This is a genomic window from Pedobacter sp. GSP4, from assembly GCF_051857575.1.
In the GTDB taxonomy this organism is placed as follows: Bacteria; Bacteroidota; Bacteroidia; order Sphingobacteriales; family Sphingobacteriaceae; genus Pedobacter.
The window spans coordinates 42,943-67,310 of the sequence record NZ_JBPZIR010000012.1 but is presented as its reverse complement, the minus strand read 5'-3'; the positions used below and the strand labels follow the sequence as shown (position 1 = coordinate 67,310).

Genomic DNA, 24,368 nt, shown 5'->3' with positions numbered 1-24,368 from the left:
GGTGAAATGATTCCGCCAACTACCCTATCAAAACATATTTAAAATATTTATTCTGCAATATGACAGAATCTATTTATAATTGCAATACCAAAAAACTATTTAAATTAAATGCAGAAAAATGCTCTCAAATTTCTGACTCTGGTGCTTTGCATTGGAGTTAGCTCGCTTTATGCGCAAACCACTACGCCAACAGTAAAAAGAGAATTCAAATTCGGTAAAATTTCACCTGCAGATTTCGAAGTAAAAGCTTCAGGGCAGGATTCTGCTGCTTCGGCCATTAAATTATTCGATGTTGGTGACTGCTATTTTGAAATCGGGCATTCATCTGGTGGTTTTGTTTATGTTTTCGAAAGACACATCCGTTATAAGATTTTGAACAAAAACGGTTACGATCTTGCCAACTTCAAGGTAGAACTTTATAAAAGCAGCAATTCATCAAAAGAAGACCTTAACTCCATGGATGCTGCAACCTACAATATGGTGGATGGTAAAATGGTTACCAGCAAGTTAAATAAGGATGCCAAATTTACCGAAGAGTTTAACAAAAACTATGTTATCAAAAAATTTGCGCTCCCTAACGTTAAAGAAGGATCAATTATCGAATTCAAGTATAAAATCAAATCAGATTTCATATTTACGCTCCGCGGATGGAGGTTCCAATCCGATATTCCTACGCTTTGGTCGGAATACAATGTTAAAATACCTGAGTATTTAACTTATAAAAACAACCTGAGCGGATATTACCAGGTAGATCATCCGCTGCACCAAAATGTAAATGCAACATATGTACCTGGCTTAGCTTCGAATGCTGTTTACGATAAATATTGCGCTGCCAACGTACCGGCCTTAAAAGATGAGCCCTACGTAACCACAATGGATGATTACATCCCAAAAATTGAATTCGAACTGAGGGCCACCAATTTTCCGGGGGAGCTTTACCAAGATTACAATGGTTCGTGGACAAAAATTATCACCAGCTTATCGGAGGATGAAAACTTTGGGAGTTTTATTAATAAAAACGGTTATGCAAAATCGGTACTGCCAAGCATTTTAAAAGGAGAAAAAGATACGCTGGCCTCTTTAAAGCTCATTTTTAATTATGTAAAAAATAATTTAAAATGGAATAATGAGTATTCGAAATATGCCAATGAAACCAACCCCAAAAGCATATTTGAAAAAAAGACAGGCACTTCAGCAGATCTGAACCTCGCTTTATTGAGTTTGTTAAAAGAAGCTAATTGAAGCTTACCCTGTGCTCATCAGCACCAGAAAAAATGGTGAACACCCTGGTTACCCCCTAATTTCGGCCTTTAACAATGTAATAGGTGTGACCGAAATTGGCAACCACCTCTATTTTCTTGATGCAACCGACAAAGACCTACCTGCAGGGATGCTTGATTACGAAAATTTAAGTCACCAGGGCTTTTACATCAACCTGAAAAACATGAGCGGCAAATGGCTGTCAACAGAACCAGAACTGCCAAGCGAGAAAATATTTGTGTACAATATGACCCTTGATAAGGAACATAAACTTACTGGAAAAATTAATCAGTATGCCAAAGGTTATGCCGCATTACATCTCCGCGATAAATACAGAACTACCAATAACCAGACAGAATTTATCAAAGGTTTTAAAAAAGATAAAACCGGTCTGGAAATTTCAAATTACCAAATAGATAACCTCGATAATCTGGATGAGCTGTTAACCGAAACCATGGATGCAGTGATAGAAGACAATGTGGAAGAAGCCGGCAATATGGTTTATTTTACGCCTCTTCTTTTCGAAAGAACTAAGGAGAACCTGTTTAAACTCGAACAGCGGAAATTTCCGGTTGATTTTGCCTATCCATTTAAAGAGAGCTATAGAATTACCGTAAACTTCCCCGAAGATTACGAGATTGATAAATTACCCAAAGGTGGCATTTACAAACTTCCAGAAAACAACGGGAATTTTACCATTAATTATGTAGCAGAGGGCAAAACGTTAATGGTAAAAAGCACAATCAGCGTAAATAAATCGCTTTACACACCAGATGAATATTTCGACCTTCAGGCCCTATTTAAAGCCGTGGTAGAAAAACAGGCCGAACAGATTGTATTTAAAAAGAAAGCATAATGAAATACTTTTTAAGCTTGGCAGTTGCGCTTACAGTAGCTAATACTGCATTTCCCCAAACAGATTACGATGTAAATAAAATTCCTGAAAACCTTAAAAAGGACGCCGTTGCAGTGGTAAGGAATGAAGATACTTTTTTTGATGTAAAAGGATTGGGTGCGGCCAAAATGGATTATAAGGTTGCCGTTACCATTTTGAACAAAGCGGGTGAAGATTTTGGGGAAATGAGCGAGGTGTATGATAAGTTTAGCAATATTTACAATATTAAGGCTACCCTTTACGATGCATCGGGCAAAAAAATCAAAGATTATAAAAATGCTGACATCAAGGACCAAAGTCTGATTTCTGATTTCTCGATCTTTGAGGACAATAGGCTTAAACTGTTAAAATTTGTAAGCAATACCTATCCATATACCATTGAATACAGTTATAGCCAGGATTATAATGGCATACTCTCTTTCCCTTCTTGGCGCGACCTGAAAGGTTTTGGCATTTCGGTAGAAAAAGCCAGCTATACCATTCAAAAGGCGAAGAGCTACAAAATGCGCTATTTAACCAGTGCAAACCTGCAAACAGATTCGGTGCTTAATGGAGAAAAGGTACAATACAAGTGGAAAAGTTCAAATATACCCGCAATTGCGGATGAGCCGCTCAGTGCCGGGATTGATAATATCTCTGCCTGGGTAAAAGCATCGCCCAACCAATTTGAGTATGATGGATCGACCGGTAATTTTGATAACTGGAAAAATTTTGGTGCCTGGATATACACTTTAAACCAAGGTGGCAACAAGTTACCTGATGCCACCAAACTGATGGTTCAAAATCTGGTTAAAGATGCCAAAACACCAAAAGAAAAAATCCGCATTTTATATAACCATCTTCAGCAGAATACACGTTATGTAAGCGTTCAGCTTGGTATTGGAGGCTTCCGTCCGATATTGGCCGAAAAAGTAGCACAGGTAAATTATGGCGATTGCAAAGCGCTCTCTAATTACATGAAAGCATTGCTTAATGAGGCAGGTATTGCTTCAAACTTAATTGTTATCGGAAACGATATGCCCAGCTTAAATCCAAATTACTCGAGCATGGGCCAGGCCAACCACATGATTTTATGTGTGCCATTGGCAAAAGATACCACTTATTTAGAATGTACAAGCCAGTACAGTCCTATGGGTTTTATAGGCTACGGCAACTCTGACCGGAATGTGCTGATGATTACCGAAGATGGGGGGAAAATTGTTCATACCCCGGCTTACAACGCTAAAGAAAACTATCAGATCAGAAAAACTAAAATTGTTTTGGCAGAAGATGGAACGGCCAGTTCAGAAATAAGATCTACCTATGCCAATGCCCAGTTTGAAGAAAATTTTTCTTTAACCTTAATGGAGCCCATAGCGTTGCGAAAACGCATTATAGAAACCTGCTCCATTCCGGTTGCCGAACTTATTGGTTATAAATATGCACAGGCCGATAAAAATGTTCCGATACTTACAGAAGAAATCAACTTTAAAACAGAGCCGATTTTAACTAAAGGTGGTGATAAATTATTCTTGGTGGTAAATCAGATCAACCGCAGGGAAAGTGTTCCTTTAAAAGTAGAAAACAGGAAAACATTTTTTGCCGTTCCTTTCGGTTACAATGATGATGATGAAATTAATTATGTGCTTCCGAAGGGATATAATGTAGAATTTATTCCGAAAGACATTAGTATTACTTCTGAGTTCGGATCATATTCTGCCAAATTTAGTGTTAAAGACAACATGATTGTTTATAGCCGCACACAAACCATGAGCAATAAAAAATATCCGCCCGAGAAATATGGCGAATATGTAGACTTTTACAAGAAAATTTATCAGGCTGATAAACAAAAAGCTATTTTAGCAAAAACCTTATAAATTTTAATATGATTACCGAGAACCAATATTTTGACGGAAACGTTAAATCTCTAGGCTACCAAACAACAGAAGGAAAATCGACAGTTGGTGTTATCAATCCAGGCGAATATACCTTTGGAACGGCCCAAAAAGAAATTATGCATGTGATTGAAGGCGAATTAACCGCTCTCTTACCCGGTTCAACAGAATGGACTAGTGTTAAGGCTGGCCATTCGTTCGAAATAGCGGCTAATGCATCTTTTAAAGTAAAAGCAACAGTACAAACGGCATATCTTTGCCAGTATAGATAATCAAATAAAAAGTCAGGTTTGTGCCTAAATTCGGGATAATGAACCTGTTTCAATATCTCTTATGAGGCTTATAAACCTGACTTCTTAGCTTAAATGCCTTACTTATTTCTTCCCGATCACAACTTCAGTAAAACTATCTGTCGTTAGGTATTTATTGGCCAAGGCAAGCAATTCTTCAGCAGTAATGCTTTTTACCTTTTCAATGTATTTAGCATAATAGCTGTAATCTAATCCTGCAAAGTAAATATTCTTAAACTTATCTGCGTGCGAGAAAACATTTTCTAAGCTGCCCAGCATAGAGCCCAGCATATAATTGCGTACCAGATTCAGCTCTTCCTCTCCTACTGGTGTTGTTTTCAAAGTAGCGATTTCTTTATAAATTTCGGTTAAAGCCGCAGCGCAAACATCGGCCCCAACTTCTGTAGAAATAAAAAGATAGCCGGCCTGCTGCAGAGAAGATATCCCAGAGCCAATGCCATAGGTATACCCTTTATCTTCGCGGATATTGGTCATTAAACGCGATCCAAAATAACCGCCCAAAATCGTATTTAAGATCTGTAATCCCGGAAAATCTTCGTGTTTACGGTTAATGGCCAACTGTCCAATCCTAATTGCAGATTGTATGGCCTCGGGCTTCTCTTTATAGATAACCTGTTTCCCTGTTGCAGAAAAATTGAATACATTTTTTATAGCATTGCTTTTTTCCCAATGCTGGCCAAAGTTCTGGTTTAAAAGTTCAAAGCCTGTTTCATCAAACTTTCCAGAAACAATGATGGTACAATTATTCGGTGTGTAGGCCGCTTTAAAATACCCGATCAGATCTTCGCGTTTAAGCTCATCGTAATGCTTAGCCTGAATATCTACACCGTAGGCCGTATCGCCAAACAACGCATGTGCAAATTCCTTTCTCGAGAGGATATCGTTTTTCTTTAAATTAACCTGCAGCTTTTGCTTTTGGTTCTGAATATAAATATCGAGCTCGTGCTGTGGAAACTGGCTATCGGATAAAACATCTTTTACAATTGGCAATACCGATTGCAAGTGTTTGTTCAAGGTATATAGCGTAACCGTCGATTGATCCTGTGTATATTCGGTCTGAAAAAAGGCACCGTAGAAATCAATCTGTTCCGCTATTTCTTTCGCCGTTAAGCGGGTTGTTCCGTTATTGATCAAAGTATTAACGGCAATGGCCTGTAAAGGCTTTTCCACTTTCCAGTTTACGTTGTCGAAAATAAATTCAATCCGTACCAGATCCTGTTCGCCAGAAAAAATGGTAAAAACAGGAACGCCGTTAGCCAGTGCTTTCTTTTCGGGCTGGATAAAATTAATGGTGGATACCTGCTTAAAATCAGGCGCTTGTTGTCTGTTAAGCATGTTCTTCGGTTAAATAATACAAAGTTGATGATGAATTTTTACTAAAAGTTTCGTTAGATATTCTTTTAATATCTTCGGCATTAACCTTCAAAAACTCTTCTGTTTCGCGGTTCAACAAATCAGCATCGCCCAATAGCTCATAATAGGCGAGGTTCATGGCTTTATCAAGTAGGCTCATTTCAGAAAAAACCAGCACAGATTCTACCTTGTTCTTCACTTTTGTAAGTTCCGTATCCGAAACCAGCCCGGCTTTTAATTTTTCCAATTCTGCCCAGATGGCTTTCTCAGCCGTTTCAATTGCTACGCCTTCTACCAGTTTACCTTCAACAATAAATAAACCCGGATCCAAACTGCTCGAAATATAGGCATTGATATCGCTAAAAAGTTTTTGTTCCTTTAACAGGCTATTGTACAGGCGCGATGATTGTCCACGCGATAAAATATCAGATAACAGATCAAAGGCATAATAATCTCCATTTAATCTTCCCGGCATTTTAAAAGCCATGTAAATTGCATTTAAGGGTACATTTGCTTTAACCGTTTGCTGCCGTGCTTCGGTTTGCGGCTCCTCCTGCACCAGGTTCCTGGTGTATTTATCTCCTGCTGGGATTGGTGCGAACCATTTCTCGGCCAGTTTTTTCACCTCCTCGGTCTTTACATTCCCGCCTACAACCAAAATTGCATTTTGAGGATTATAATGCTTTTTAAAAAATGCTTTTACGTCATCCATAGTTGCATTTTCGATATGCGAAAGTTCTTTACCGATGGTTGCCCAGCGGTACGAATGCTTTCTATAAGCCAACGGACGCAGTTTTAACCAAACATCGCCATAGGGCTGGTTAAGATAACGCTGCTTAAATTCTTCGCTAACGACATTACGTTGTGTATCCAAGCTTTTTTCAGAGAAAGCCAGACTCAACATACGGTCGCTTTCCAGCCAAAATGCGGTTTCTATATTTTCGGCAGGCAGTGTAATGTAGTAATTGGTAATGTCGTTACTGGTAAAGGCATTATTTTCGCCACCAACACGTTGCAGCGGCTCGTCGTAGCTCGGTATGTTAACTGAGCCACCAAACATTAAATGTTCAAATAAGTGTGCAAATCCAGTTTTTTCAGGGTCCTCATCGCGGGCGCCCACATCATATAAAATATTCAAAACTGCCATGGGGGTTGTTGCATCTTCATGCACCAAAACCTTTAATCCATTGGCAAGTGTAAAACGATTAAAATCTACCATAGTATTTATTAGAATGGTAAAGATATTATTTTAAGGCAAATTGGGAGATGGAAAATTTAAGATGGCAAATAGATGATGGACAACCACAATTCCACCCTTAGTCATAAAGGCACAGCATGCAGCTATTTTTACAAAGCGCAAACCTTACAATTTAACCTTTACTTCCCTTTTACCTATATTTGTACTATGAATACAGCCGATTTACTGCAACGGGCACTGCACTTTGATTTTTTAAGCCTTGAAGAAGGAGTACATTTATACCATAACGCCGATACAGCGTCTTTGATGTTTGTAGCCAATGAGCTCAGAAAAATCCAAGTACCCAGTGGTAAAGTAACCTGGCAAATAGATCGCAATGTAAACACCACCAATGTTTGTATTGCCAACTGTAAATTCTGCAACTTTTTCCGTAGGCCTGGCCACGATGAAAGTTACATTACTGATATTGAAACCTATAAGGTAAAAATTGAAGAAACATTCCGTTTAGGTGGCGATCAGCTGCTTTTACAGGGAGGTCACCACCCCGACTTGGGTTTGGCATTTTATGCAGATCTGTTTAAAAAATTAAAAGAGCTTTATCCCGATTTAAAACTGCATGCTTTAGGTCCGCCAGAAATAGCACACGTGGCGAAACTAGAGGGCATAAGCCATACCGAAGTATTAAAAGTATTAAAAGAAGCAGGTATGGATTCGCTTCCGGGTGCAGGTGCTGAAATTTTGAACGATCGTGTAAGGCGTTTGATTTCTAAAGGTAAGTGTGGCGGACAAGAATGGTTGGATGTAATGCGTGCATGCCATCAATTGGATATTACCACTTCGGCCACCATGATGTTTGGCCACGTTGAAACGATTGAAGAGCGTTTTGAGCATTTGGTATGGATACGCCAGGTGCAAAGTGAAAAACCTGCCGATGCAAATGGTTTCTTGGCATTTATTCCTTGGCCTTTTCAAGATGACGGTACTTTATTGAAAAGATTGCGTGGCATCAGCAACAATGTAACTGCTGATGAATACATCCGTATGATTGCGTTGAGCCGCATTATGCTGCCGAACATAAAAAACATTCAGGCCAGCTGGTTAACTGTTGGAAAAACCACGGCCCAGCTTTGCTTACATGCCGGTGCTAACGATTTTGGTTCGATTATGATCGAAGAAAATGTAGTTTCGGCTGCAGGTGCACCGCACCGTTTTACGGCAAACGGTATCCAGCAATCAATTAAGGCAGCGGGTTTTGAGCCACAGCTGCGTGGTCAAAAATACAATTACCGCGATTTGCCTGAACATTTAGAAGAACAAGTTATTACGTACTAAATAAAAATTACGCTCATGTTTAAAAAATCAACGCTCATCCTGCTCCTTGTACTAGGAGTGGTTAAATTAAATGCCCAGGATAAATGGTTTAAGCAACAGATTGACGAAAAGGTTAGTGTTAGCTTTCCCAAACAGCCTAAAAAGGTTAATGAAATTTCTTATGGAATGAGAGATTCGATAGGAGTTATATTTACCAATTCGATGGTTAACCTACTTAAAATTACACAATTAGACCTAGAAACGCTTAATTCAGAAATCGAGAAACAGCAGTTTGCCGATGATTTTGTAACCGGAATAGGCACTTCTTTTCCTAAATATAAATTTGAAAAAGCTAAAATCATCACCGTAAAAGGACAAAGGGCCTATGGTGTAGTGGCCAGAGATGAAGAAAGCAAACGCAATCTGTATATGAATGTATGCTTTTTAGATGGCGTTTCTTATAGTCTTACCTGCATTGTGCCAGATGGAATAAGCATAAAGGATAAAGATTTGTTTCTAAACGCTATTTCGTTTAAAAAATAATATCATTTTAAGCAAAAAAGGGAAGTAAAACCTAAGTTCTACCTCCCTACCTTAAACTAAACATTACCTAATCAATAATGTATAATATTTTATTACGATAGTTTTTTGCCCGGCATTAAGAACAAGTTGGCAATGGTAATTACACTTGCTCTATCTAAAGGTTCATCAAAACTCTCTACCGCTGCTAATTTAGCTGCTGCTGCATTTGGCGCACCAGTAATATTGGCTATATTAACATTGGCCTGTACCGTTAAATCTTCACCGGCATAAACAGCATCTACCTGCGGAACGCCCGAATCATTAGCTTGTCCGGAAGCACCAAGGCTAACCCATGGTTTATAAACTACTGAACCATTGGCAGTACGCATTTGACGGATGTGTGATGCATGGCGTGCCTCAACTGAGTGGATTTGCAAAGCGGTTTGTAACACACCTGGGCTTACCAGTAAATTTCCTGCCTGGCCTTTGTAAGCTCTTACACCTGTATCTTCAAAACCCTGTGCTACAGCTAAGAAAGTACCATAGTCATTGTATACAGTAGCAAATGTTCCGCCTGCCCTAAAATCAGTATCTGCATAAGCTATTGGAGCACGTGCCGAACTACCTAAAGCACCAACTAATAAATCAACGTGGGCTTTCTCATGATCGCGGATGGTTGTAATTGCTGTTTTAGCAGCTGCTGTTGGGTAAGTAAAAGTAACATCGGTACCCAATAAAGCATGGTTATAAAAATGATACTCAAGATATTCTAACGATAAAGCAAAGTTTAAAACATCAACAACCCCACTTGGTAATGCTGTTTGTCCATAAGCTTTTTGGAACATTGAACCCAAAGCCAAAGGCATAGCAGCCAATGAAATTTTCTTGCCCATGTTGAAAAAGCTTTTCATTGCGGCTCTTCTTGGATTTAATCTCTCATAGATTTCACCGTCAACTTTTTCAATTTCTTCTAATATATTTACGATATTCATGATTTTCTGATTTTAAAAATTAAAGATTGATTACATTAATTTTGGTTTTGATATATTTTCCAGCAATAGCCAAAACCTTATCCGGCGTTAAAGCGCCATCCAAACCTCCAGCATTATTGGCACCTAAAGAGGTAAGGCTGTTCAGATCTGCAAATGATCCGTTTGAAATCAGATCGCGTACATAAGCGGCGTGGCGTGCTTCAACTGAAACAATCTTACCTGCTAATAATAAGTAAGTTCCACTTTTAATACGTGGACCGGCACCATTGTATGCTGCAACCCCTAAATCTTCGAAAGCCATGGCTGCTCCTAAAACACTAGATGCGCTGGTAAAATCGATTGACGAGAAATCCACTTCTAAACTTCCAATTGCAGCGGTACTTAAAGCTGCTTTGAAAAATTCTCTGTGGGCAATCTCGTGGAACTGAATATCTTGAAAATAAGCTTTCTGAGCAGCTGTAAAACTTGCTGGAGGTGCAGAAGCAACCTTTACATAAAATGCAGCCTCTAATTGCTCTAAGGCATAAGCATAATTTAATACACCGAAATCATCTTTAAAATCTAAAGTTGCACCAGTTGAAAGATCTGGATAACCACGGTCTTTTTTACAACCAGCGGCCACCAAGGCAATTCCTGCTGCACTTGCACCTGCGTACTGAAGGAAAGACCTTCTGCCTACGGTGCTGTTAAATAAACTTTCATCCTGAAGTTCACTTTTTGTTTCTAGTTCATTGTTTTTCATAGTAATCTATGTTTAGTGGTTTTGAATTCGTTTGATGATACATACGTGACAATTAGCATACTGGTTTTTTTGCTTTCCATTTTTTTTTATAAGGTGATTTTAATACATTCACCAACGTATTGTTATGACCAACCTAAAAGCCATTATTGTTGATGATGAGGAATTTGCACGCTCATCTTTATTTTTTTTACTGCAACAAAATTGCCCGCAGGTAGAAATTACCGGTATTGCAAGATCAGTTGTGGAGGCAAAAGATATTTTGTCGCACCACCCTATCGACCTTATTTTTCTGGATATAGCCATGCCCGGAGGCAATGGTTTCGAACTCATACCCGATGCGCAAAAGCACAATGCGGCCGTTATTTTTACCACAGCTTACGATCAGTATGCCCTAAAAGCGATCAAGGCCAATGCGCTGGATTACCTCTTAAAACCAATTGATATCGATGAGCTTAAAACGGCCGTAGATAAGGTTTTTCAGCACATTAAGCTTTTTAAAGGTCAGAATGAAAATGATGAAAGGATTAACAACCTTGCGTCTAGTTTAAGCTCGCGTGCCGAAATCAAAAAATTAACGCTGCCCTATGGTCAAGGCTTTAAAATGATCGATATCGATGATATTATTTACATCGAAGCCGATAGCAATTATTCTGTGGTACATTTAAACAATCAGGAAAAAATTACTGTTTCAAAAGTATTGCGTGAGTTTGAAGAACTTTTACCTAACGATCAGTTTGTAAGGATCCACAAATCGAGTATCATCAACCTTAATCATTTAAAAGAATATAATTCTAAGAACGGACTTCAGGTTTTCTTAAAAAATGGCGAAAGTATCAATATTTCGCGCAGAAGGGCGAGCGATTTTTTTGAAAAAATAAAATTATTTACAAAGGTAAACGGTGATCATTAAACCTGGCATAATACACGATAACACAAGCAGAAAAGCCATGGGCTTGAAACGTTATTTTTATGCCTTTTTCTTTTTTTTCTTAACATTTTTAAGCACGTTAAAGCTCAGTGCACAAACCACTTACCTACCGCACTACAATACCAAAAGCGGCCTGGCCAGTAACAATTGCTATTACATTTTACAGGATAAAAAAGGCTTTATATGGATTGCAACCGATAACGGTTTAAGCCGATTTGATGGCACAAACTTTCAGAATTTTACCATTGAAGATGGACTGCCCGATACCCAGATCCTGCAGATGAAGGAGGACAAGGAAAGCCGGTTATGGTTTTTCACCCTCAATGGTCAGCTCAGTTACTTAAAAGAAGGTAAATTTTACAACCGCGATAACGACGAGCTTTTAAAAAAGTTGAGCTTTAACACGGTAATTGTTTCCTTTTTGGTTGATAGAACCGGAAAAATATGGCTTGGAACCAATTCGAACTTAATTGTTTGCTGGGACGGGAAAACCATCAAAAAATATATCTCCCCTAATCTAAACGATAAATTCATCAATGCTTTTATACATGAGGATGAGCAGGGAACCATCTTTGCCTATAGCGATCTGAGTGTTCAGCGGTTTAATGGCAAAACTTTTTCGATGGTTAAATCAAAAGTACAGCCGCTATCTTACATGACTGCCGCCAACACAACGCACAGATCTTTATTTTATTTAGACAGCGGCGGGCTGAAACAGTACAGGCATGGAACCATTAACGATCTTATTCCGATCCCTCAGAACCTGATCAAAAACATGTCGGGCTATTTTTATTACGACATTACCAGTAAAGAGGTTTGGTTATCCAACGCAAACGGCGCTTTTGCATTGGATAAAAGCGGAAAAACCGTTCAGTATCTGCAGGATATCCCCGTTAACCAGGTAATTAAGGATAGCAATCAGAACATGTGGTTTGCGACCAATCAGGGCATTTATATGCTCCCTAATGCAAATAACAGGTTATCCATTATTGATGCAGAATCGGGCTTGAGCAGTAATGTAATTAAAAGCATAACCAAAGATGGCAAAAACCGGCTATGGCTGGGCACGGATGATGCCGTGATCGACATATTGACCATTAACAATTACCAGGTGGATGAAGTTGGTTTAGATGATTTTAAGAAATATAAAACCATTAAACAGATTACGTTCGACCAAAAAAACCAGTCTATATATTTCGCTTCCGATTACGGAATGGGCGTTTTTAAAAATATTTACCGGGGCAATAATGAGGTGAGCTATTTAAAAGAATCCAATAACTCTATGTTTGTAATCAAACACTTCAGTGTTGGCGAAAACAATGATCACCTTGCCCTTGCCCTTTCATCGGGCGTTGTATTTTTATCAGATAGAAGAAATAAGCTCGAATTTAATGCAGCCAAGTACCGGGAAAAGGAAGATTTTTTTAAAGACCGCTCCTACCATGTTTTTTACGACCGCGAAGGCAGTTTATGGTTTTCCAATATCAATGGCCTTTCTCAGTTTTCTAAAGGTAAACTCATTAAGCATTACGAAAATCATCCGCTGCTTACCAAACGGATAAACGACATTCAGCAGCTGGCCGATGGAACGCTAATTTTGGCCACCGATGGTTATGGACTTATATTTTACAAAAATAACCAGATAGCCACCCAGATTACCCAAAAAGATGGTTTAACCAATAATATCTGTACCAAAATATTTGTAAAAAACAACGAGATATGGGTATTAACCAACAAAGGAGTAAACAAAATTGCCGATTATCCCAATCAACCGAGCGTAGCCAATTTCGATTATGGAAAAGATCTGCTGAGTGATGACATTAACAGTTTGTTTATTGATGACAGCACAGCCTATTTCGCCACCAACAAAGGTTTGATCCTCTTTAAGTACAATAATAAAAACAACACTAAAAACCTGCCCAAGGTATACGTTACTTCTATTATTAAAGATAATGATCGCTTACCGGTTAACCAGGGTAATTTCACATTCGAAACAGGTAATAACACCATTTTATTTACCTTCAGTGCAGTCGATTTTACTACCAGCGATATTACCTACCGCTACCGCTTAAACGAAAACTCGGCATGGGTAGAAACCAGGACGAGGCGGCTCGATTTTTCTTCGCTCCAACCCGGCGATTATGTTTTTGAGGTGAGTGCCAAAAGCCAGAACGGCAACTGGGGCGAATCTGCAAAGATTTCTTTCACCATTAAAAAACATTTCTGGCAGAGCTTGTGGTTCCTTTCTATCCTCATCCTTCTTGTAGCCTATATTTTTTATAAAGTGGCCGTTTACATCACGCGTAAGCAAAAGGATAAAGAACAGGAGCAGTTGCTGCTAAAAAATAAAGTATTAATGCTGGAACAACAGGCTTTACAGGCCATGATGAACCCCCATTTCGTTTTTAACGTAATGAATTCCATCCAACATTACATCAATACCCAAAATACAGCATCGGCAAATAAGGTTTTAACAGGCTTTGCACGCTTAATCAGAAAGAACCTGGAAATCTGTACCAAAAGCTATATCTCCATTGAGGAAGAGCTGGAATATTTGAACCTGTACCTCAAACTGGAAAAAAACCGTTTCGGCAATAAGTTGGAATATATTTTCAATATCGATCCGGAAATTGATCAGGAAGAAACCTTTATTCCATCAATGCTGCTGCAGCCCTATGTAGAAAATGCCATTTGGCATGGTATAATGCCAAAAGAAACCGGAGGTGAGATCCAGATCAACATTAAACTGCAGGATGAATTTTATTTAAACATCGAAATTATAGATGATGGAGTGGGCATTGAGAACTCTTTAAAGGAGAAAAAAGAAACACATATCAGTAAAGGTATGCAGCTAACTAAAGAAAGATTGAACCTTTTAGGTCAGATTGGAGCAAAACCTATACACTTAAATGTACGTCAGAATACTACAAATGGTACAACAGTATCCATTTCTATACCGTTAAAATAGAAATTTTACCGTTTACTCAATTATTAATACCACTCACTAAATAGAAGTATCGCCGAACCTCAATTAGCCTTAAACTTGTATTAGAAATAAACGATAGTGTTTATCAAAGACGTTCTTATAGGATTGATATAGATATTTAATAACCTAACCTAAAACTATATCTTAATTCAGGTTTCATTTGTGTGTTGAAAGCGGTCTTGTTTTTAAAAGCGAGACCGCTTTTTTTATGCCCAAAAATTATATTTTTGCATATGCCCAAACCTAACATCACCAGGCACATCGAAGCCCTCATATTCTCTTCTGTTCAAAGTATAGGCGTACAGGAAATAATACTGGCCCTTAATGCTATTTTTGAAGAAGAATACGTAGAAACACAGATTTTCGAAAGCATTGATCTGATCAGAGAAAAATACAGTCAGGATGATTTTGCAATCGAGCTGGTATTCTTAAACAATGGCTATCAGTTTCTGACCAAAAAAGATTATCACGAAACCGTTAATCAGCTTCAATTGCACCGCTCTAAAAAAAGGCTCAGTCAGGCCGCAATGGAAACCTTAGCCATTATAGCTTACCGACAGCCCATTACCAAGCTCGAAATTGAACAGATAAGGGGCGTAAATTCTGATTATTCGGTGCAAAGATTGCTCGAAAAAGAACTGATCAGCATAGATGGAAAAGCAGAAACACCGGGCCGTCCGATCCTGTACAGTACCAGCTCATTATTTATGGATTATTTTGCGTTAAACAATTTAAACCAGCTTCCTCAGTTAAAAGATATCGTTAAAGAAGAAAATACCGTAGGAGAAAATGTGGAATAAATAAATTAATTTCTTTGCTTCCAGATTGTTATTAAAAAAAGTTTTTTTGTATTTTTAAACTATAAAAGCAATTTTTATTTTTGTGTTATGAAAGCGCCAAAGAAACTCCCAACCAAGCCGACTACCAAGAAACAGGTAGACGAAGACGATGATCTTGAAGATGACGATATTCAAACAACGAAAAAGAAGCCTCAAGACGATGATGACGATGATTTTGATATGCCATTAGATGACCTTGACAACTTCGACAACTTCGATGACGACGACGACGATTATTAATATTTAAAATAACATATATTTGAAAAGCATCCCACCGCTTGGTTGGATGCTTTTTAATTTTAAAATCTGCCCATGCAAATTATACAGATAAGCAATTCATCCTTAAAAAAAGATTTTCTAAATACACCTAAACTGCTCTACAAAAACGATAAAAACTGGATCTGTCCGTTGGATAGCGAGGTTGAAAACGTTTTTAACCCCGAAAAGAATAATTTTTTCTCGCATGGTAAATGTACACGCTGGGTATTAAAAGATGATGCCGGAAAGTTAATTGGCAGGGTTGCTGCTTTTATCAATGAGAAAAAAGCCTACCAGTACGATCAGCCAACAGGTGGAATGGGTTTTTTTGAATGCATTGATGATGAAAGGGCTGCATTTTTATTATTTGATACCGCCAAGGCTTGGTTAATCGAAAATGGTATGAAAGCCATGGACGGCCCAATCAATTTTGGAGAAAACGACAGCTTTTGGGGCTTATTGGTTGATGGCTTTACCCCACCCTCTTTCGGAATGAACTATAATTTCGCCTACTACCATAAGTTTTTTGAAAAATATGGTTTTGCAACCGAATACGAACAGTTAACCAACCACATTAATTTAACCATTCCATTTCCTGAGCGTTTTACAAAAATTGCCAATTGGGTGAGAAATAAGCCCGGCTATACTTTTGAGTATTTCAGTAAGGCCAACTCAGACAAATACATCAATGATTTGATGGAAATTTACAACGATGGCTGGCAGGACTTTGAAAATTTTGTTCCCATTAAAAAGGAAACTTTAGAAGAAAGCTTTAAAAGTATGGAGCCCATTATGGATGAGCATTTAATTCAGTTTGCTTACTTTAATGGCGAACCGGCTTCTTTCGTGGTACTTATACCAGATGCGAACCAGATGATTAAAGGTTTTGATGGTAAACTCGGACTGATTGAGAAACTAAAATTTGCTTACAGGCGCTGGGTTGGTGTAACCAGGATGCGCGCCATTGTGATGGGTACCAAGCCTAAATTTCAAAAACATGGATTAGAATCGGTATTATTTATCCGTTTAGGAGAATATGTACTTCCCAAAAACCAGTATAAAGAACTCGAATTAAGCTGGGTGGGCGATTTTAACGAACAGATGATTGCCATCCATAAAGCTACAGGCGCAACCTTTGGGAAAAAACATTTAACCATGCGCAAGAAATTTTAAATAAAACATCGTCATTTCGACTGCAGTAACCGATTTTTCATCGGTGACGGAAAGGAGAAATCTACAAGATAGATTTCTCCGTTTATTGCACTTCACCCGATAACCATAGGATTTAAATAAAGATTTCAGTTACCCTTTTCAATATTCATGTCCCCACGAACCTTTTTATTTTGCCATGGAGACACAGAAAACATGGAAAAACTCAATGCTAGTGCAGCGATCCATCGTCATCGTTTGTAACGAGGATAAATGAGAATGGCGATTGTATCGCCGTAAAACTTCCACCTTCCGCATTATAAATGCGGACCCCGATAATCCTCGTTTGTAACGAGGACTATATTTTTCATAAAAACAAACTATGCTTTTTTATATTTCGGTAGGTTAATTAAAAGCACGCTTCCTAAAATTATGGCTAAGCCGATCACTTGTGTTACGCCGATTACTTCATTGGTAAAAGTTAAACTCAGTAAAACTGCTACTACAGGGTTAACATAAGCATAGGTACTCACCTGCGTAGCCGGACGCACCTTAAGCAACCACACATAAGCACTAAATGCAGCAATTGAGCCAAACAGAATAAGATAAACAATGGATAGCCATGCATCTGTTGAAATACTCCCCCAATCCAGCGTCTTAAACTCAGATTTAATAAAACTACCTGGCAAAAAAGCAATGCTGGCCATTAGCATCTGCCAGCCAGTATTTACAGAAACCGAACTACCGGTAGTTGGGTGGTATTTAGAATAAAGTGATCCGCCGGCCCAGGCAACCGGCCCAAAAACCAGCAATACCATCCCGATAATCTGCAGATTGCTCTGCGGCTTATCAAGTGCCTGTAAAAGCTGGTCGCCAAAAAGCAGCACCACTCCTAAAAAGCCAATTATCAAACCTGATACGATATATTTATTACTTAAATTTTCTTTCCAGTGCGATTTATCCAGAATTACAAACCAGATTGCAGCCGAAGCCACCATAATAGCCACTAAACCGCTTGGAATAAACTGTTCTACCCAAATTACGATACCATTTCCCAATCCCAACATTAAAATACCGCTTACTGTTGCAATTTTAATGGTTTTGAGGTTAAAAATTTCCTCGCCCTTAAACTTACACCAGCCAAGCATTAAAACTCCAGCTACAAAAAACCTGATTACCCCCAGTGCAAAAGGCGGAAAACCTACCAGTGCTTTCTGGATAAAGAAATAGGTTGATCCCCAAACGATGTACACGATGGCAAATGCGAGGTAAACCATTACCGGCGATGCCGTTTTATTCAAATTTGCCATAGTTTATTTTTGAGGGATTACCAATTGTTGCTGCTCTTTCACGGTTTCTAAAACGATAGTGGTTTTTACCGATAAAATATTGGGCACCTTGCTAAATTCATCGCGCAGCAAAGCCATTAACGAGGCCGAATCTGCGGTTCTTACCTTAACCAGGAAACAATCATCGCCAGCAATTACATGCACTTCCTGCACATCTGGAATTTTTGCCAGCTCGTTTGCCGTATCGTTACAACTGAAACTCTGCGATGATTTCATGGAAATAAAGGCCAACAATTTTAAATCGACCGCAACAGGATTTACCTTGGCATTATATCCGGTAATTACATTTTTCTTTTCGAGCTTTTTTACGCGTTCCAGCACAGCTGAAGGAACAAGATCCAATGCCTTTGCCAAATCTACATTCGAAATACGGGCATTTTCCTGCATGAGTCTGAGTATAGCCAGATCGATATGATCCAGACTAAAGTTGTTTTCGATTACCATTCGATAAAAATATCATTATTTAGAATAAAATTCAAAATAAAATAAAAAATAATGAATTATATTCTTTTAAAATAATTATAAAATGACAATTAATCTAAATACAAATCAATAGAAAGAAATTTAAATACCAAGTTTATCGTACAGATCGATGACTTTTTTGCGAAGTCTATTGATTTCCTCCTCCTTCTCGATCAGTTCTTTTTTAAGCGCTATTAGCTCTGCTGATGAATGGGCTTCTGCTGATTTAGCATCAATCAATTGCGCTACGGGAACCTTAAACGTTGTGGAAATTTGGAGTAAACGGGAAATATTGAGATCGGTTTGACCCGTTTCTATTTTACAGAAAGCCGGAGTAGAAATATTCAGTTTTTTGGCCGCATCGGCCTGACTTAAACCTAAAGCCAGCCTACTTTGTTTAATGCGCGCTCCGATGCTTTCCATTTATAAGGTTGATTGAGGTTTAGATAGCAGATTTGAAAAGGATGTCTTTTAAATATCGTATTTTCTGCTTAATCATGATTGTGATCATCGTTACAGCCTTGCATTGAGTGCTGAATTAGGACTTTTAATACACTTCGAGGATTATTTTATTCAGAATGCATTCATATCAAGCTCATCAAAATCTTTAATTTCTCCTAGTTTGATCATGCTATTTACTTTTATATTTTTCGAAGTTTCTTTAAAAACTTCATCGCCACCAGTAGCCTTTTCATTTGTATTTACTTTTTCTAGTTTCTTTTTAGTTAAAAAATTAATGCTCACTTCACTATCGATTACAGCACCCCCATTACTTGCATCATAACCAATTAACGCCAAGTCCGAATTTTGATATCTAAAAACATATTGCCAATAGCCATATCTACCATGCGAGTAATGAGCATACAAATTTCCTTTTTTAATCTCAACAGAAAGTTCAGGCGCAAAATAAACACCTCCATCTTCGTTTTCTGAAGAGAAGCAAGCGTAGTTTTTTACTGCTAATTCGTAATGCTTATTTTTATTTAAAAGAACAATAATTCCTCTTCGGTTACGATCTAGTTTTTTACCTTGCTCATCTGTAACGATCTTGCTTTTGTTCGTCGCTTTAATTACTAGAACACAATCTTCCAGGCCATCTTTATTTAAATCACCGTTTATTTTTTCAAAAACCACATATCCTTTTGGCAAAAAATTATGCGGATTTTTGTTATGCTGAACTTGTCCGAAAACTGTGGAAGCAAGCATATTCATCAAAAATATCAGTGATTTTTTCATTACGGATAGCTATTTATTCCAAGGGTTATCTGTTTAAGGCAGCTGCCAGTTCGGGCAGATCGAAACCTGCATAATTACCTGAACTCATCATCAAAAGATTCGTATTTTTATAATTTAAGCCCAATAAATAAGCTTTAAGCTTTGCAGCATCGTTAAAAAACTTTAGTTCCGGATTAGCAAAAGCCTGCTGTACATCATCTTCAGAAAAAGGCTCCATTCTTTTTTGTTCGAAAGATTTAATGTCGATAAATACAATGGCTTCATCGGCTTTATCCATCGCACCTGTGTATTCTTTGAGAAAATCCTTATTTAAACTGCTAAAAGTATGTAGCTCGATGCAGGCTACCAATTTACGGTCGGCAAACTGTGCTTTAACCGCATCAATAGTGGCTTTTAGTTTGGATGGCGAGTGGGCAAAATCTTTATAAACATTTGTAGATTCATCTGCAGAGATCATCTCTAAACGTTTGGAAGCACCGGTAAAGGAGGAAATGGCCGCATCAAAAGCCGCTTCATCAATATCCAATTGCGCACAAACCAGTTTAGCCGCATTCAGATTCATTAAATTATGATCGCCAAAAACTTTTAAAGGCGTTTCTTCTGGAAGCAAATAGGTTATTCCGTTCCTAATTTCATGTTCAGGAATTGCATAGCCGATTTTATGGATATCAGCTTTAGATTGATTTACAATTTCATTTAAATCAGCATCTGCTTTACAATAAATCAAAGTTCCATTGGCTTCGATAGTATCGATAAATTTCTCAAACTGCAGCGTATAATCGGCATATGTTGGAAAAACATTGATATGATCCCAGGCAATACCACTAATAACCGCCACATTGGCTTTGTACAGGTGGAATTTTGGTCGTCTATCAATTGGAGAAGATAAATATTCATCGCCTTCAATAATCATTACCGGGGCTTCTGCCGTAACTTTTACCATGGTTTCGAAACCGGCAAGCTGTGCACCAACCAGGTAATCAAAATCGCGCTGATAGTAATGGAGCACATGCAAAATCATACTGGTAATGGTTGTTTTGCCATGACTGCCGCCAATCACTACGCGGAGTTTATTTTTACTCTGCTCGTAAATGTATTCGGGATATGAATAAATTTTAACGCCCAGCTCCTGCGCCTTTAACAGCTCAGGGTTATCGATACGGGCATGCATACCCAAAATAACGGCATCTAAATCCGCTGTGATACGGCTTTCCTCCCAGCCCATTTCGGCAGGCAGCAAGCCATATTTATCTAAACGGGATTTTGCCGGCTCAAAAATCACATCATCCGAACCGGTAATCTGATAACCTTTTTTATGTAGGGCGATGGCCAGATTGTGCATTGCACTTCCACCAATCGCTATAAAATGTATGCGCATATAAATTAATTATGGAATGTAGGAATTTGAGAATGAGCGAATAGCAATGTCAAAAACACATTCAATTCTTCATACATTCAAAATTCAATCATTATTTTTTCTCAAACTGGGCTGCAACCCAATCACCATTCTGTTTATGATCAACGTATTTAATGCCATATTTAGCACACTCGGCAGTAATCATTCCCAAATCGGGGTCTAAATAAAATCCACTGAAGAAAATTTTGCCTCCTGCTTTTAGCACTTCGGCATAACGGTGAATCTGATCTAAAAGGATATTTCTGTTGATATTGGCAAAAATAACATCATAAACCTCGTCCGGAATTACTTCTTTGCTACCGCATAGTGCTTTTAGGTTATCAACATGGTTAAGTGCTGCGTTTTCTATCGTACTTTGGTAACAGATGTCATCATAATCAATTGCCATTAAACTTTTGGCACCCAGTTTTGCTGCCAGAATAGCCAAAATACCCGTACCACAGCCCATATCCAATATCGCTTTATCCTTTAAATCGGCTGCTAAAATGTACTGCATCACCATGGTTGTAGTTTGATGGTGCCCGGTTCCGAATGCCATTTTAGGATCGATCACAATCTCATATGGATACGATGGCTGAGGCTCGTGAAAAGTTGCCCTTACGTAGCATACATCATCGATAATCAGCGGACTGAAATTTTTCTCCCATTCGGCATTCCAGTTTTCATCGGCAACATCTTCTAAAGTATAAGCTGTTGCAAATTCTTCGCTATAATTAGCCAACAGCTCTTTTAATAGCTGTTCGTCAAAATTATCTTTGATTACGAAAGCCGTAAACCCACCTTCACTATCTTCGAAAGTATCGAAGCCTAAATCGGCAAGATCACTGATCAGCAGATCTTGTTGATAGTCTTCGATATTTTCGAATGTAAATATTGCTTTTGTATATTGCATTTAGCTATTTAATGCTTTAATAATATCTGTAAAATCGCGCGATTTTAATGATGCACCACCAATTAAACCACCATCGATATCTTTTTGAGAAAATAAACTTGCGGCATTGCCCGGGTTACAGCTACCACCGTACAAAATAGTTGTATCATCGGCAACATTGAAACCATAATTCGCCTCAATTTCGCTACGGATAAAGGCATGGATATCCTGCGCCTGCTCTGGTGAAGCCGTTAAGCCCGTACCAATAGCCCAAACCGGTTCATAAGCAATTACAATTTTCTTAAAATCTTCTTCAGTTAAAGAAAAAACGCCTTCTACCAGTTGTTTTTTCAACACCTGGTAATAACTGCCATTGTTGCGCTCATCTAAAGTTTCGCCAATACAGAAGATCGGGGTTAAACCGTGTGCCAAGGCAACTTTGGTTTTAGCAGCAAGCAGTTCATTGCTTTCGGCAAAGTACTCTCTACGCTCAGAGTGACCTAAAATCACATATTCTGCACCTACAGATTTCACCATTTTAGCAGAAGTTTCGCCTGTATAAGCACCACTTTCTTTATCGCTGATATTTTGAGCGCCAATTTTAACATCGCTACCACCCAATTTTGCCAAGCTGTTTAAATGAACAAACGGTGAGCAGATAATAGCCAACTGATCGCCTTTGCGCTCATCTTTAACCATATTTACGATTTCACTGAACAACGAAACACCTTCGTTGTAATCTAAGTTCATTTTCCAGTTACCGGCAACAATCTTTTTTCTCATTTTGTATTATTTAATGGTTGGTTGATCTTTTTCAGATCAGGTTTTATATTAAAATCGTCTATACGATTCGGTTAATTCAAATATGGCCGTTAGCATGTTCTTTTCTACTTCATCAAAAACTACATTCTTTCTAGCCAGTACCTTTTCGGTTGTTTCGAACATCTTGTTCAGTTTATAAGCTTCGAAGCCACTTGCACCTCCCCAACTAAAATCAGGTATATGGTTTGGTGGGAAGCCAGCGCCGAAAACATTAGATCCAACACCTACTACACTGCCCGTGTTAAACATGGTGTTAATACCAGATTTGGCATGATCGGCCATGATTAAGCCACAAAACTGTAGGTTGGTATTGCGCATTTTCCGGGCTTCGTAACTGTACAGCTTCACTTCTGCATAATTGTTTTTTAAGTTCGAATTATTGGTATCTGCACCAATATTGCACCATTCGCCCATTACAGAGTTACCCAGATAGCCTTCGTGCCCTTTGGCAGAATTGCCCCAGATAACAGAATTATTAATTTCGCCACCGGCACGGCTATTCGGACCAATTGTGGTACCTGAATATATTTTAGCACCCATTTTCACGGATGAATTCTCGCAAAGGGCAAAAGAGCCCCTAATTAAAGAACCTTCCCAAACTTCTGCGTTTTTACCAATATAAATCGGTCCGTAACCCGTGTTCAGCACACTACATTCAACCTTTGCGCCCTCTTCCAAAAAAATATCATCACCAAGCAGTTGATTGGTCCCACTTATTGGAGCTGAAGTACGGCCTTCGGTCAACAGCTTAAAATCTTTCCTGATTTCTGCAGGGTTATTACCAAAAATATGTTCGGGATATACAATCTGTGTAAAATCAGCCAGGTATTCAATGGGCTTTAGTAGCTTAACGGCATCTAAATCATGTGTATCTGCCATGTAAGCTATAATAACATCTCTTTTGTAAAGAACTTCTCCAGCTTTAAGCTTATCAATAGCGGCAAGCAAAGCTTCATCCGGGCAAACAGAGCCATTTATGGATAATTTGGCATTAGGCTTAGGTGCAAATTTTACAGAGAGATATTCTTGGGTATGAAAACCAAAATCAGCTTTTAAATACCTGCCCCATTTTTCGGCAATGGTTAAAATACCTACGCGCAAATCGGCCACGGGCCTGGTAAATGTAAGTGGGCGGAGCGATGCCCAAGAGGAATCATCAAATAGATTGATTGTCATAAGCAACAAAAATAAAAAAAGTCCCGATGCTTTTGGCAAAGGGACTTCAAAAAATGCTTTTTGTTGCTAAAATTATTTCTTAGCGTAACGGTTTTTGAATTTATCGATACGTCCTGCTGTATCAACCAATTTCATTTTACCAGTATAAAAAGGGTGTGAAGTGTGAGAAATCTCTAATTTATAAAGAGGATACTCGTTACCATCTTCCCATTTAATCGTTTCTTTTGTATCAACGCAAGATCTTGTTAAGAAAGCATATTCGTTAGACATATCTTTAAAAACAACTGGTCTGTAGCTTGTTGGGTGCAAATCTTTTTTCATTTGAATATTATTTTTAGTTATTTGTGTGAAAGCATCAAGAACATTCTTGCAATTTGCTGGCAACAACGCTTATGACATTTCCTATTAGTCTTTCTA

24 protein-coding genes are annotated in these 24,368 nt (G+C 38.4%); 11 read left to right on the top strand and 13 right to left on the bottom strand.

What is annotated here, in order from left to right; all coding sequences use genetic code 11:
• The first annotated feature begins 108 nt into the window (after positions 1–108).
• The 4 genes from ACS5PU_RS23000 to ACS5PU_RS22985 are packed head-to-tail and all read left to right on the top strand — an operon-like array spanning position 109 to position 4,301.
• The gene (locus tag ACS5PU_RS23000; protein ID WP_439461502.1) at positions 109–1,242 is read left to right on the top strand and encodes a DUF3857 domain-containing protein; all 1,134 of its coding nucleotides are present in this window, start codon (positions 109–111) and stop codon (positions 1,240–1,242) included.
• A 10-nt stretch (positions 1,243–1,252) separates the two neighbouring features.
• Positions 1,253–2,116, top strand: a complete 864-nt coding sequence (locus ACS5PU_RS22995; RefSeq protein ID WP_439461501.1) for a DUF3858 domain-containing protein — start codon at positions 1,253–1,255, stop codon at positions 2,114–2,116.
• On the top strand, positions 2,116–4,011 hold the full coding sequence (locus tag ACS5PU_RS22990) for a DUF3857 domain-containing protein (RefSeq protein ID WP_439461500.1): 1,896 nt from the start codon (positions 2,116–2,118) through the stop codon (positions 4,009–4,011). The genes ACS5PU_RS22995 and ACS5PU_RS22990 overlap by 1 nt, the downstream gene beginning before the upstream one ends.
• 8 nt (positions 4,012–4,019) lie before the next feature.
• Entirely contained in the window at positions 4,020–4,301 is a 282-nt protein-coding gene (locus ACS5PU_RS22985) for a pyrimidine/purine nucleoside phosphorylase (protein WP_439461499.1), read from the top strand.
• Between the two features lie 102 nt (positions 4,302–4,403).
• On the opposite strand, the gene ACS5PU_RS22980 is transcribed toward ACS5PU_RS22985, so the two are convergent.
• Positions 4,404–5,675: a M16 family metallopeptidase gene (locus ACS5PU_RS22980; RefSeq protein WP_439461498.1), complete on the bottom strand. Its 1,272-nt coding sequence runs from the start codon at positions 5,673–5,675 to the stop codon at positions 4,404–4,406.
• The gene (locus ACS5PU_RS22975) at positions 5,668–6,912 is read right to left on the bottom strand and encodes a M16 family metallopeptidase (protein WP_439461497.1); all 1,245 of its coding nucleotides are present in this window, start codon (positions 6,910–6,912) and stop codon (positions 5,668–5,670) included. Before ACS5PU_RS22975 ends, ACS5PU_RS22980 begins: the two co-directional genes overlap by 8 nt.
• A 186-nt stretch (positions 6,913–7,098) precedes the next feature.
• Here ACS5PU_RS22975 and ACS5PU_RS22970 point away from each other — a divergent pair, with 186 nt between their 5' ends.
• Together ACS5PU_RS22970 and ACS5PU_RS22965 are read left to right on the top strand one after the other, a co-directional pair.
• Positions 7,099–8,223 carry a CofH family radical SAM protein gene (locus ACS5PU_RS22970; protein WP_439461496.1) on the top strand — a complete coding sequence of 375 codons (1,125 nt, stop codon included), beginning with the start codon at positions 7,099–7,101 and terminating at the stop codon, positions 8,221–8,223.
• 15 nt (positions 8,224–8,238) lie between these two features.
• The gene (locus ACS5PU_RS22965; protein WP_439461495.1) at positions 8,239–8,745 is read left to right on the top strand and encodes a hypothetical protein; all 507 of its coding nucleotides are present in this window, start codon (positions 8,239–8,241) and stop codon (positions 8,743–8,745) included.
• A 92-nt stretch (positions 8,746–8,837) separates the two neighbouring features.
• Here ACS5PU_RS22965 and ACS5PU_RS22960 read toward each other — a convergent pair whose 3' ends face one another.
• Both ACS5PU_RS22960 and ACS5PU_RS22955 read right to left on the bottom strand, forming a co-directional pair.
• On the bottom strand, positions 8,838–9,716 hold the full coding sequence (locus ACS5PU_RS22960; protein ID WP_439461494.1) for a ferritin-like domain-containing protein: 879 nt from the start codon (positions 9,714–9,716) through the stop codon (positions 8,838–8,840).
• 19 nt (positions 9,717–9,735) lie between these two features.
• Positions 9,736–10,458 carry a ferritin-like domain-containing protein gene (locus ACS5PU_RS22955; protein ID WP_439461493.1) on the bottom strand — a complete coding sequence of 241 codons (723 nt, stop codon included), beginning with the start codon at positions 10,456–10,458 and terminating at the stop codon, positions 9,736–9,738.
• Positions 10,459–10,582: 124 nt separating this feature from the next.
• On the opposite strand from ACS5PU_RS22955, the gene ACS5PU_RS22950 reads away from it, so the two are divergent.
• From ACS5PU_RS22950 to ACS5PU_RS22930, 5 genes are all read left to right on the top strand, one after another.
• Complete coding sequence (locus tag ACS5PU_RS22950) at positions 10,583–11,368, top strand: LytR/AlgR family response regulator transcription factor (RefSeq protein WP_439461492.1); 786 nt, start codon at positions 10,583–10,585, stop codon at positions 11,366–11,368.
• Positions 11,358–14,354, top strand: coding sequence for a two-component regulator propeller domain-containing protein (locus tag ACS5PU_RS22945; RefSeq protein WP_439461491.1), 2,997 nt, complete (start codon positions 11,358–11,360; stop codon positions 14,352–14,354). The genes ACS5PU_RS22950 and ACS5PU_RS22945 overlap by 11 nt, the downstream gene beginning before the upstream one ends.
• Before the next feature lie 251 nt (positions 14,355–14,605).
• Positions 14,606–15,172, top strand: coding sequence for an SMC-Scp complex subunit ScpB (gene scpB, locus ACS5PU_RS22940; RefSeq protein WP_439461490.1), 567 nt, complete (start codon positions 14,606–14,608; stop codon positions 15,170–15,172).
• Positions 15,173–15,259: 87 nt separating this feature from the next.
• Positions 15,260–15,451 (top strand): hypothetical protein, encoded by a 192-nt coding sequence (locus ACS5PU_RS22935; RefSeq protein WP_057935224.1) that lies wholly within the window; start codon positions 15,260–15,262, stop codon positions 15,449–15,451.
• Between the two features lie 72 nt (positions 15,452–15,523).
• Complete coding sequence (locus tag ACS5PU_RS22930) at positions 15,524–16,642, top strand: GNAT family N-acetyltransferase (RefSeq protein WP_439461489.1); 1,119 nt, start codon at positions 15,524–15,526, stop codon at positions 16,640–16,642.
• A 356-nt stretch (positions 16,643–16,998) separates the two neighbouring features.
• Here ACS5PU_RS22930 and ACS5PU_RS22925 read toward each other — a convergent pair whose 3' ends face one another.
• From ACS5PU_RS22925 to ACS5PU_RS22885, 9 genes are all read right to left on the bottom strand, one after another.
• On the bottom strand, positions 16,999–17,928 hold the full coding sequence (locus ACS5PU_RS22925; protein ID WP_439461488.1) for an EamA family transporter: 930 nt from the start codon (positions 17,926–17,928) through the stop codon (positions 16,999–17,001).
• Positions 17,929–17,931: 3 nt separating this feature from the next.
• Positions 17,932–18,411: an Lrp/AsnC family transcriptional regulator gene (locus tag ACS5PU_RS22920; protein WP_439461487.1), complete on the bottom strand. Its 480-nt coding sequence runs from the start codon at positions 18,409–18,411 to the stop codon at positions 17,932–17,934.
• Between the two features lie 120 nt (positions 18,412–18,531).
• A complete protein-coding gene (locus ACS5PU_RS22915; protein ID WP_439461486.1) occupies positions 18,532–18,852 on the bottom strand; it encodes a helix-turn-helix domain-containing protein in 321 nt (106 codons plus the stop codon).
• A gap of 150 nt (positions 18,853–19,002) precedes the next feature.
• The gene (locus ACS5PU_RS22910) at positions 19,003–19,665 is read right to left on the bottom strand and encodes a hypothetical protein (protein ID WP_439461485.1); all 663 of its coding nucleotides are present in this window, start codon (positions 19,663–19,665) and stop codon (positions 19,003–19,005) included.
• A 25-nt stretch (positions 19,666–19,690) separates the two neighbouring features.
• On the bottom strand, positions 19,691–21,043 hold the full coding sequence (locus ACS5PU_RS22905) for a UDP-N-acetylmuramate--L-alanine ligase (protein WP_439461484.1): 1,353 nt from the start codon (positions 21,041–21,043) through the stop codon (positions 19,691–19,693).
• Positions 21,044–21,134: 91 nt separating this feature from the next.
• Positions 21,135–21,974 (bottom strand): 50S ribosomal protein L11 methyltransferase, encoded by an 840-nt coding sequence (prmA, locus tag ACS5PU_RS22900; RefSeq protein WP_439461483.1) that lies wholly within the window; start codon positions 21,972–21,974, stop codon positions 21,135–21,137.
• Complete coding sequence (tpiA, locus tag ACS5PU_RS22895) at positions 21,975–22,736, bottom strand: triose-phosphate isomerase (protein ID WP_439461482.1); 762 nt, start codon at positions 22,734–22,736, stop codon at positions 21,975–21,977.
• A gap of 48 nt (positions 22,737–22,784) precedes the next feature.
• Positions 22,785–23,951: a GlmU family protein gene (locus ACS5PU_RS22890; RefSeq protein WP_439461481.1), complete on the bottom strand. Its 1,167-nt coding sequence runs from the start codon at positions 23,949–23,951 to the stop codon at positions 22,785–22,787.
• 72 nt (positions 23,952–24,023) lie between these two features.
• Positions 24,024–24,272 carry a type B 50S ribosomal protein L31 gene (locus ACS5PU_RS22885; RefSeq protein ID WP_439461480.1) on the bottom strand — a complete coding sequence of 83 codons (249 nt, stop codon included), beginning with the start codon at positions 24,270–24,272 and terminating at the stop codon, positions 24,024–24,026.
• Between the last annotated feature and the right edge of the window lie 96 nt (positions 24,273–24,368).

Coding starts and splice junctions, on each gene's coding strand:
- ACS5PU_RS23000 (WP_439461502.1), top strand. CDS start 109: ATGCAGAAAAATGCTCTCAAATTTCTGACTCTGGTGCTTTGCATTGGA.
- ACS5PU_RS22990 (WP_439461500.1), top strand. CDS start 2,116: ATGAAATACTTTTTAAGCTTGGCAGTTGCGCTTACAGTAGCTAATACT.
- ACS5PU_RS22985 (WP_439461499.1), top strand. CDS start 4,020: ATGATTACCGAGAACCAATATTTTGACGGAAACGTTAAATCTCTAGGC.
- ACS5PU_RS22980 (WP_439461498.1), bottom strand. CDS start 5,675: ATGCTTAACAGACAACAAGCGCCTGATTTTAAGCAGGTATCCACCATT.
- ACS5PU_RS22975 (WP_439461497.1), bottom strand. CDS start 6,912: ATGGTAGATTTTAATCGTTTTACACTTGCCAATGGATTAAAGGTTTTG.
- ACS5PU_RS22970 (WP_439461496.1), top strand. CDS start 7,099: ATGAATACAGCCGATTTACTGCAACGGGCACTGCACTTTGATTTTTTA.
- ACS5PU_RS22965 (WP_439461495.1), top strand. CDS start 8,239: ATGTTTAAAAAATCAACGCTCATCCTGCTCCTTGTACTAGGAGTGGTT.
- ACS5PU_RS22960 (WP_439461494.1), bottom strand. CDS start 9,716: ATGAATATCGTAAATATATTAGAAGAAATTGAAAAAGTTGACGGTGAA.
- ACS5PU_RS22955 (WP_439461493.1), bottom strand. CDS start 10,458: ATGAAAAACAATGAACTAGAAACAAAAAGTGAACTTCAGGATGAAAGT.
- ACS5PU_RS22950 (WP_439461492.1), top strand. CDS start 10,583: ATGACCAACCTAAAAGCCATTATTGTTGATGATGAGGAATTTGCACGC.
- scpB (WP_439461490.1), top strand. CDS start 14,606: ATGCCCAAACCTAACATCACCAGGCACATCGAAGCCCTCATATTCTCT.
- ACS5PU_RS22935 (WP_057935224.1), top strand. CDS start 15,260: ATGAAAGCGCCAAAGAAACTCCCAACCAAGCCGACTACCAAGAAACAG.
- ACS5PU_RS22930 (WP_439461489.1), top strand. CDS start 15,524: ATGCAAATTATACAGATAAGCAATTCATCCTTAAAAAAAGATTTTCTA.
- ACS5PU_RS22925 (WP_439461488.1), bottom strand. CDS start 17,928: ATGGCAAATTTGAATAAAACGGCATCGCCGGTAATGGTTTACCTCGCA.
- ACS5PU_RS22920 (WP_439461487.1), bottom strand. CDS start 18,411: ATGGTAATCGAAAACAACTTTAGTCTGGATCATATCGATCTGGCTATA.
- ACS5PU_RS22915 (WP_439461486.1), bottom strand. CDS start 18,852: ATGGAAAGCATCGGAGCGCGCATTAAACAAAGTAGGCTGGCTTTAGGT.
- ACS5PU_RS22910 (WP_439461485.1), bottom strand. CDS start 19,665: ATGAAAAAATCACTGATATTTTTGATGAATATGCTTGCTTCCACAGTT.
- ACS5PU_RS22905 (WP_439461484.1), bottom strand. CDS start 21,043: ATGCGCATACATTTTATAGCGATTGGTGGAAGTGCAATGCACAATCTG.
- prmA (WP_439461483.1), bottom strand. CDS start 21,974: ATGCAATATACAAAAGCAATATTTACATTCGAAAATATCGAAGACTAT.
- tpiA (WP_439461482.1), bottom strand. CDS start 22,736: ATGAGAAAAAAGATTGTTGCCGGTAACTGGAAAATGAACTTAGATTAC.
- ACS5PU_RS22890 (WP_439461481.1), bottom strand. CDS start 23,951: ATGACAATCAATCTATTTGATGATTCCTCTTGGGCATCGCTCCGCCCA.
- ACS5PU_RS22885 (WP_439461480.1), bottom strand. CDS start 24,272: ATGAAAAAAGATTTGCACCCAACAAGCTACAGACCAGTTGTTTTTAAA.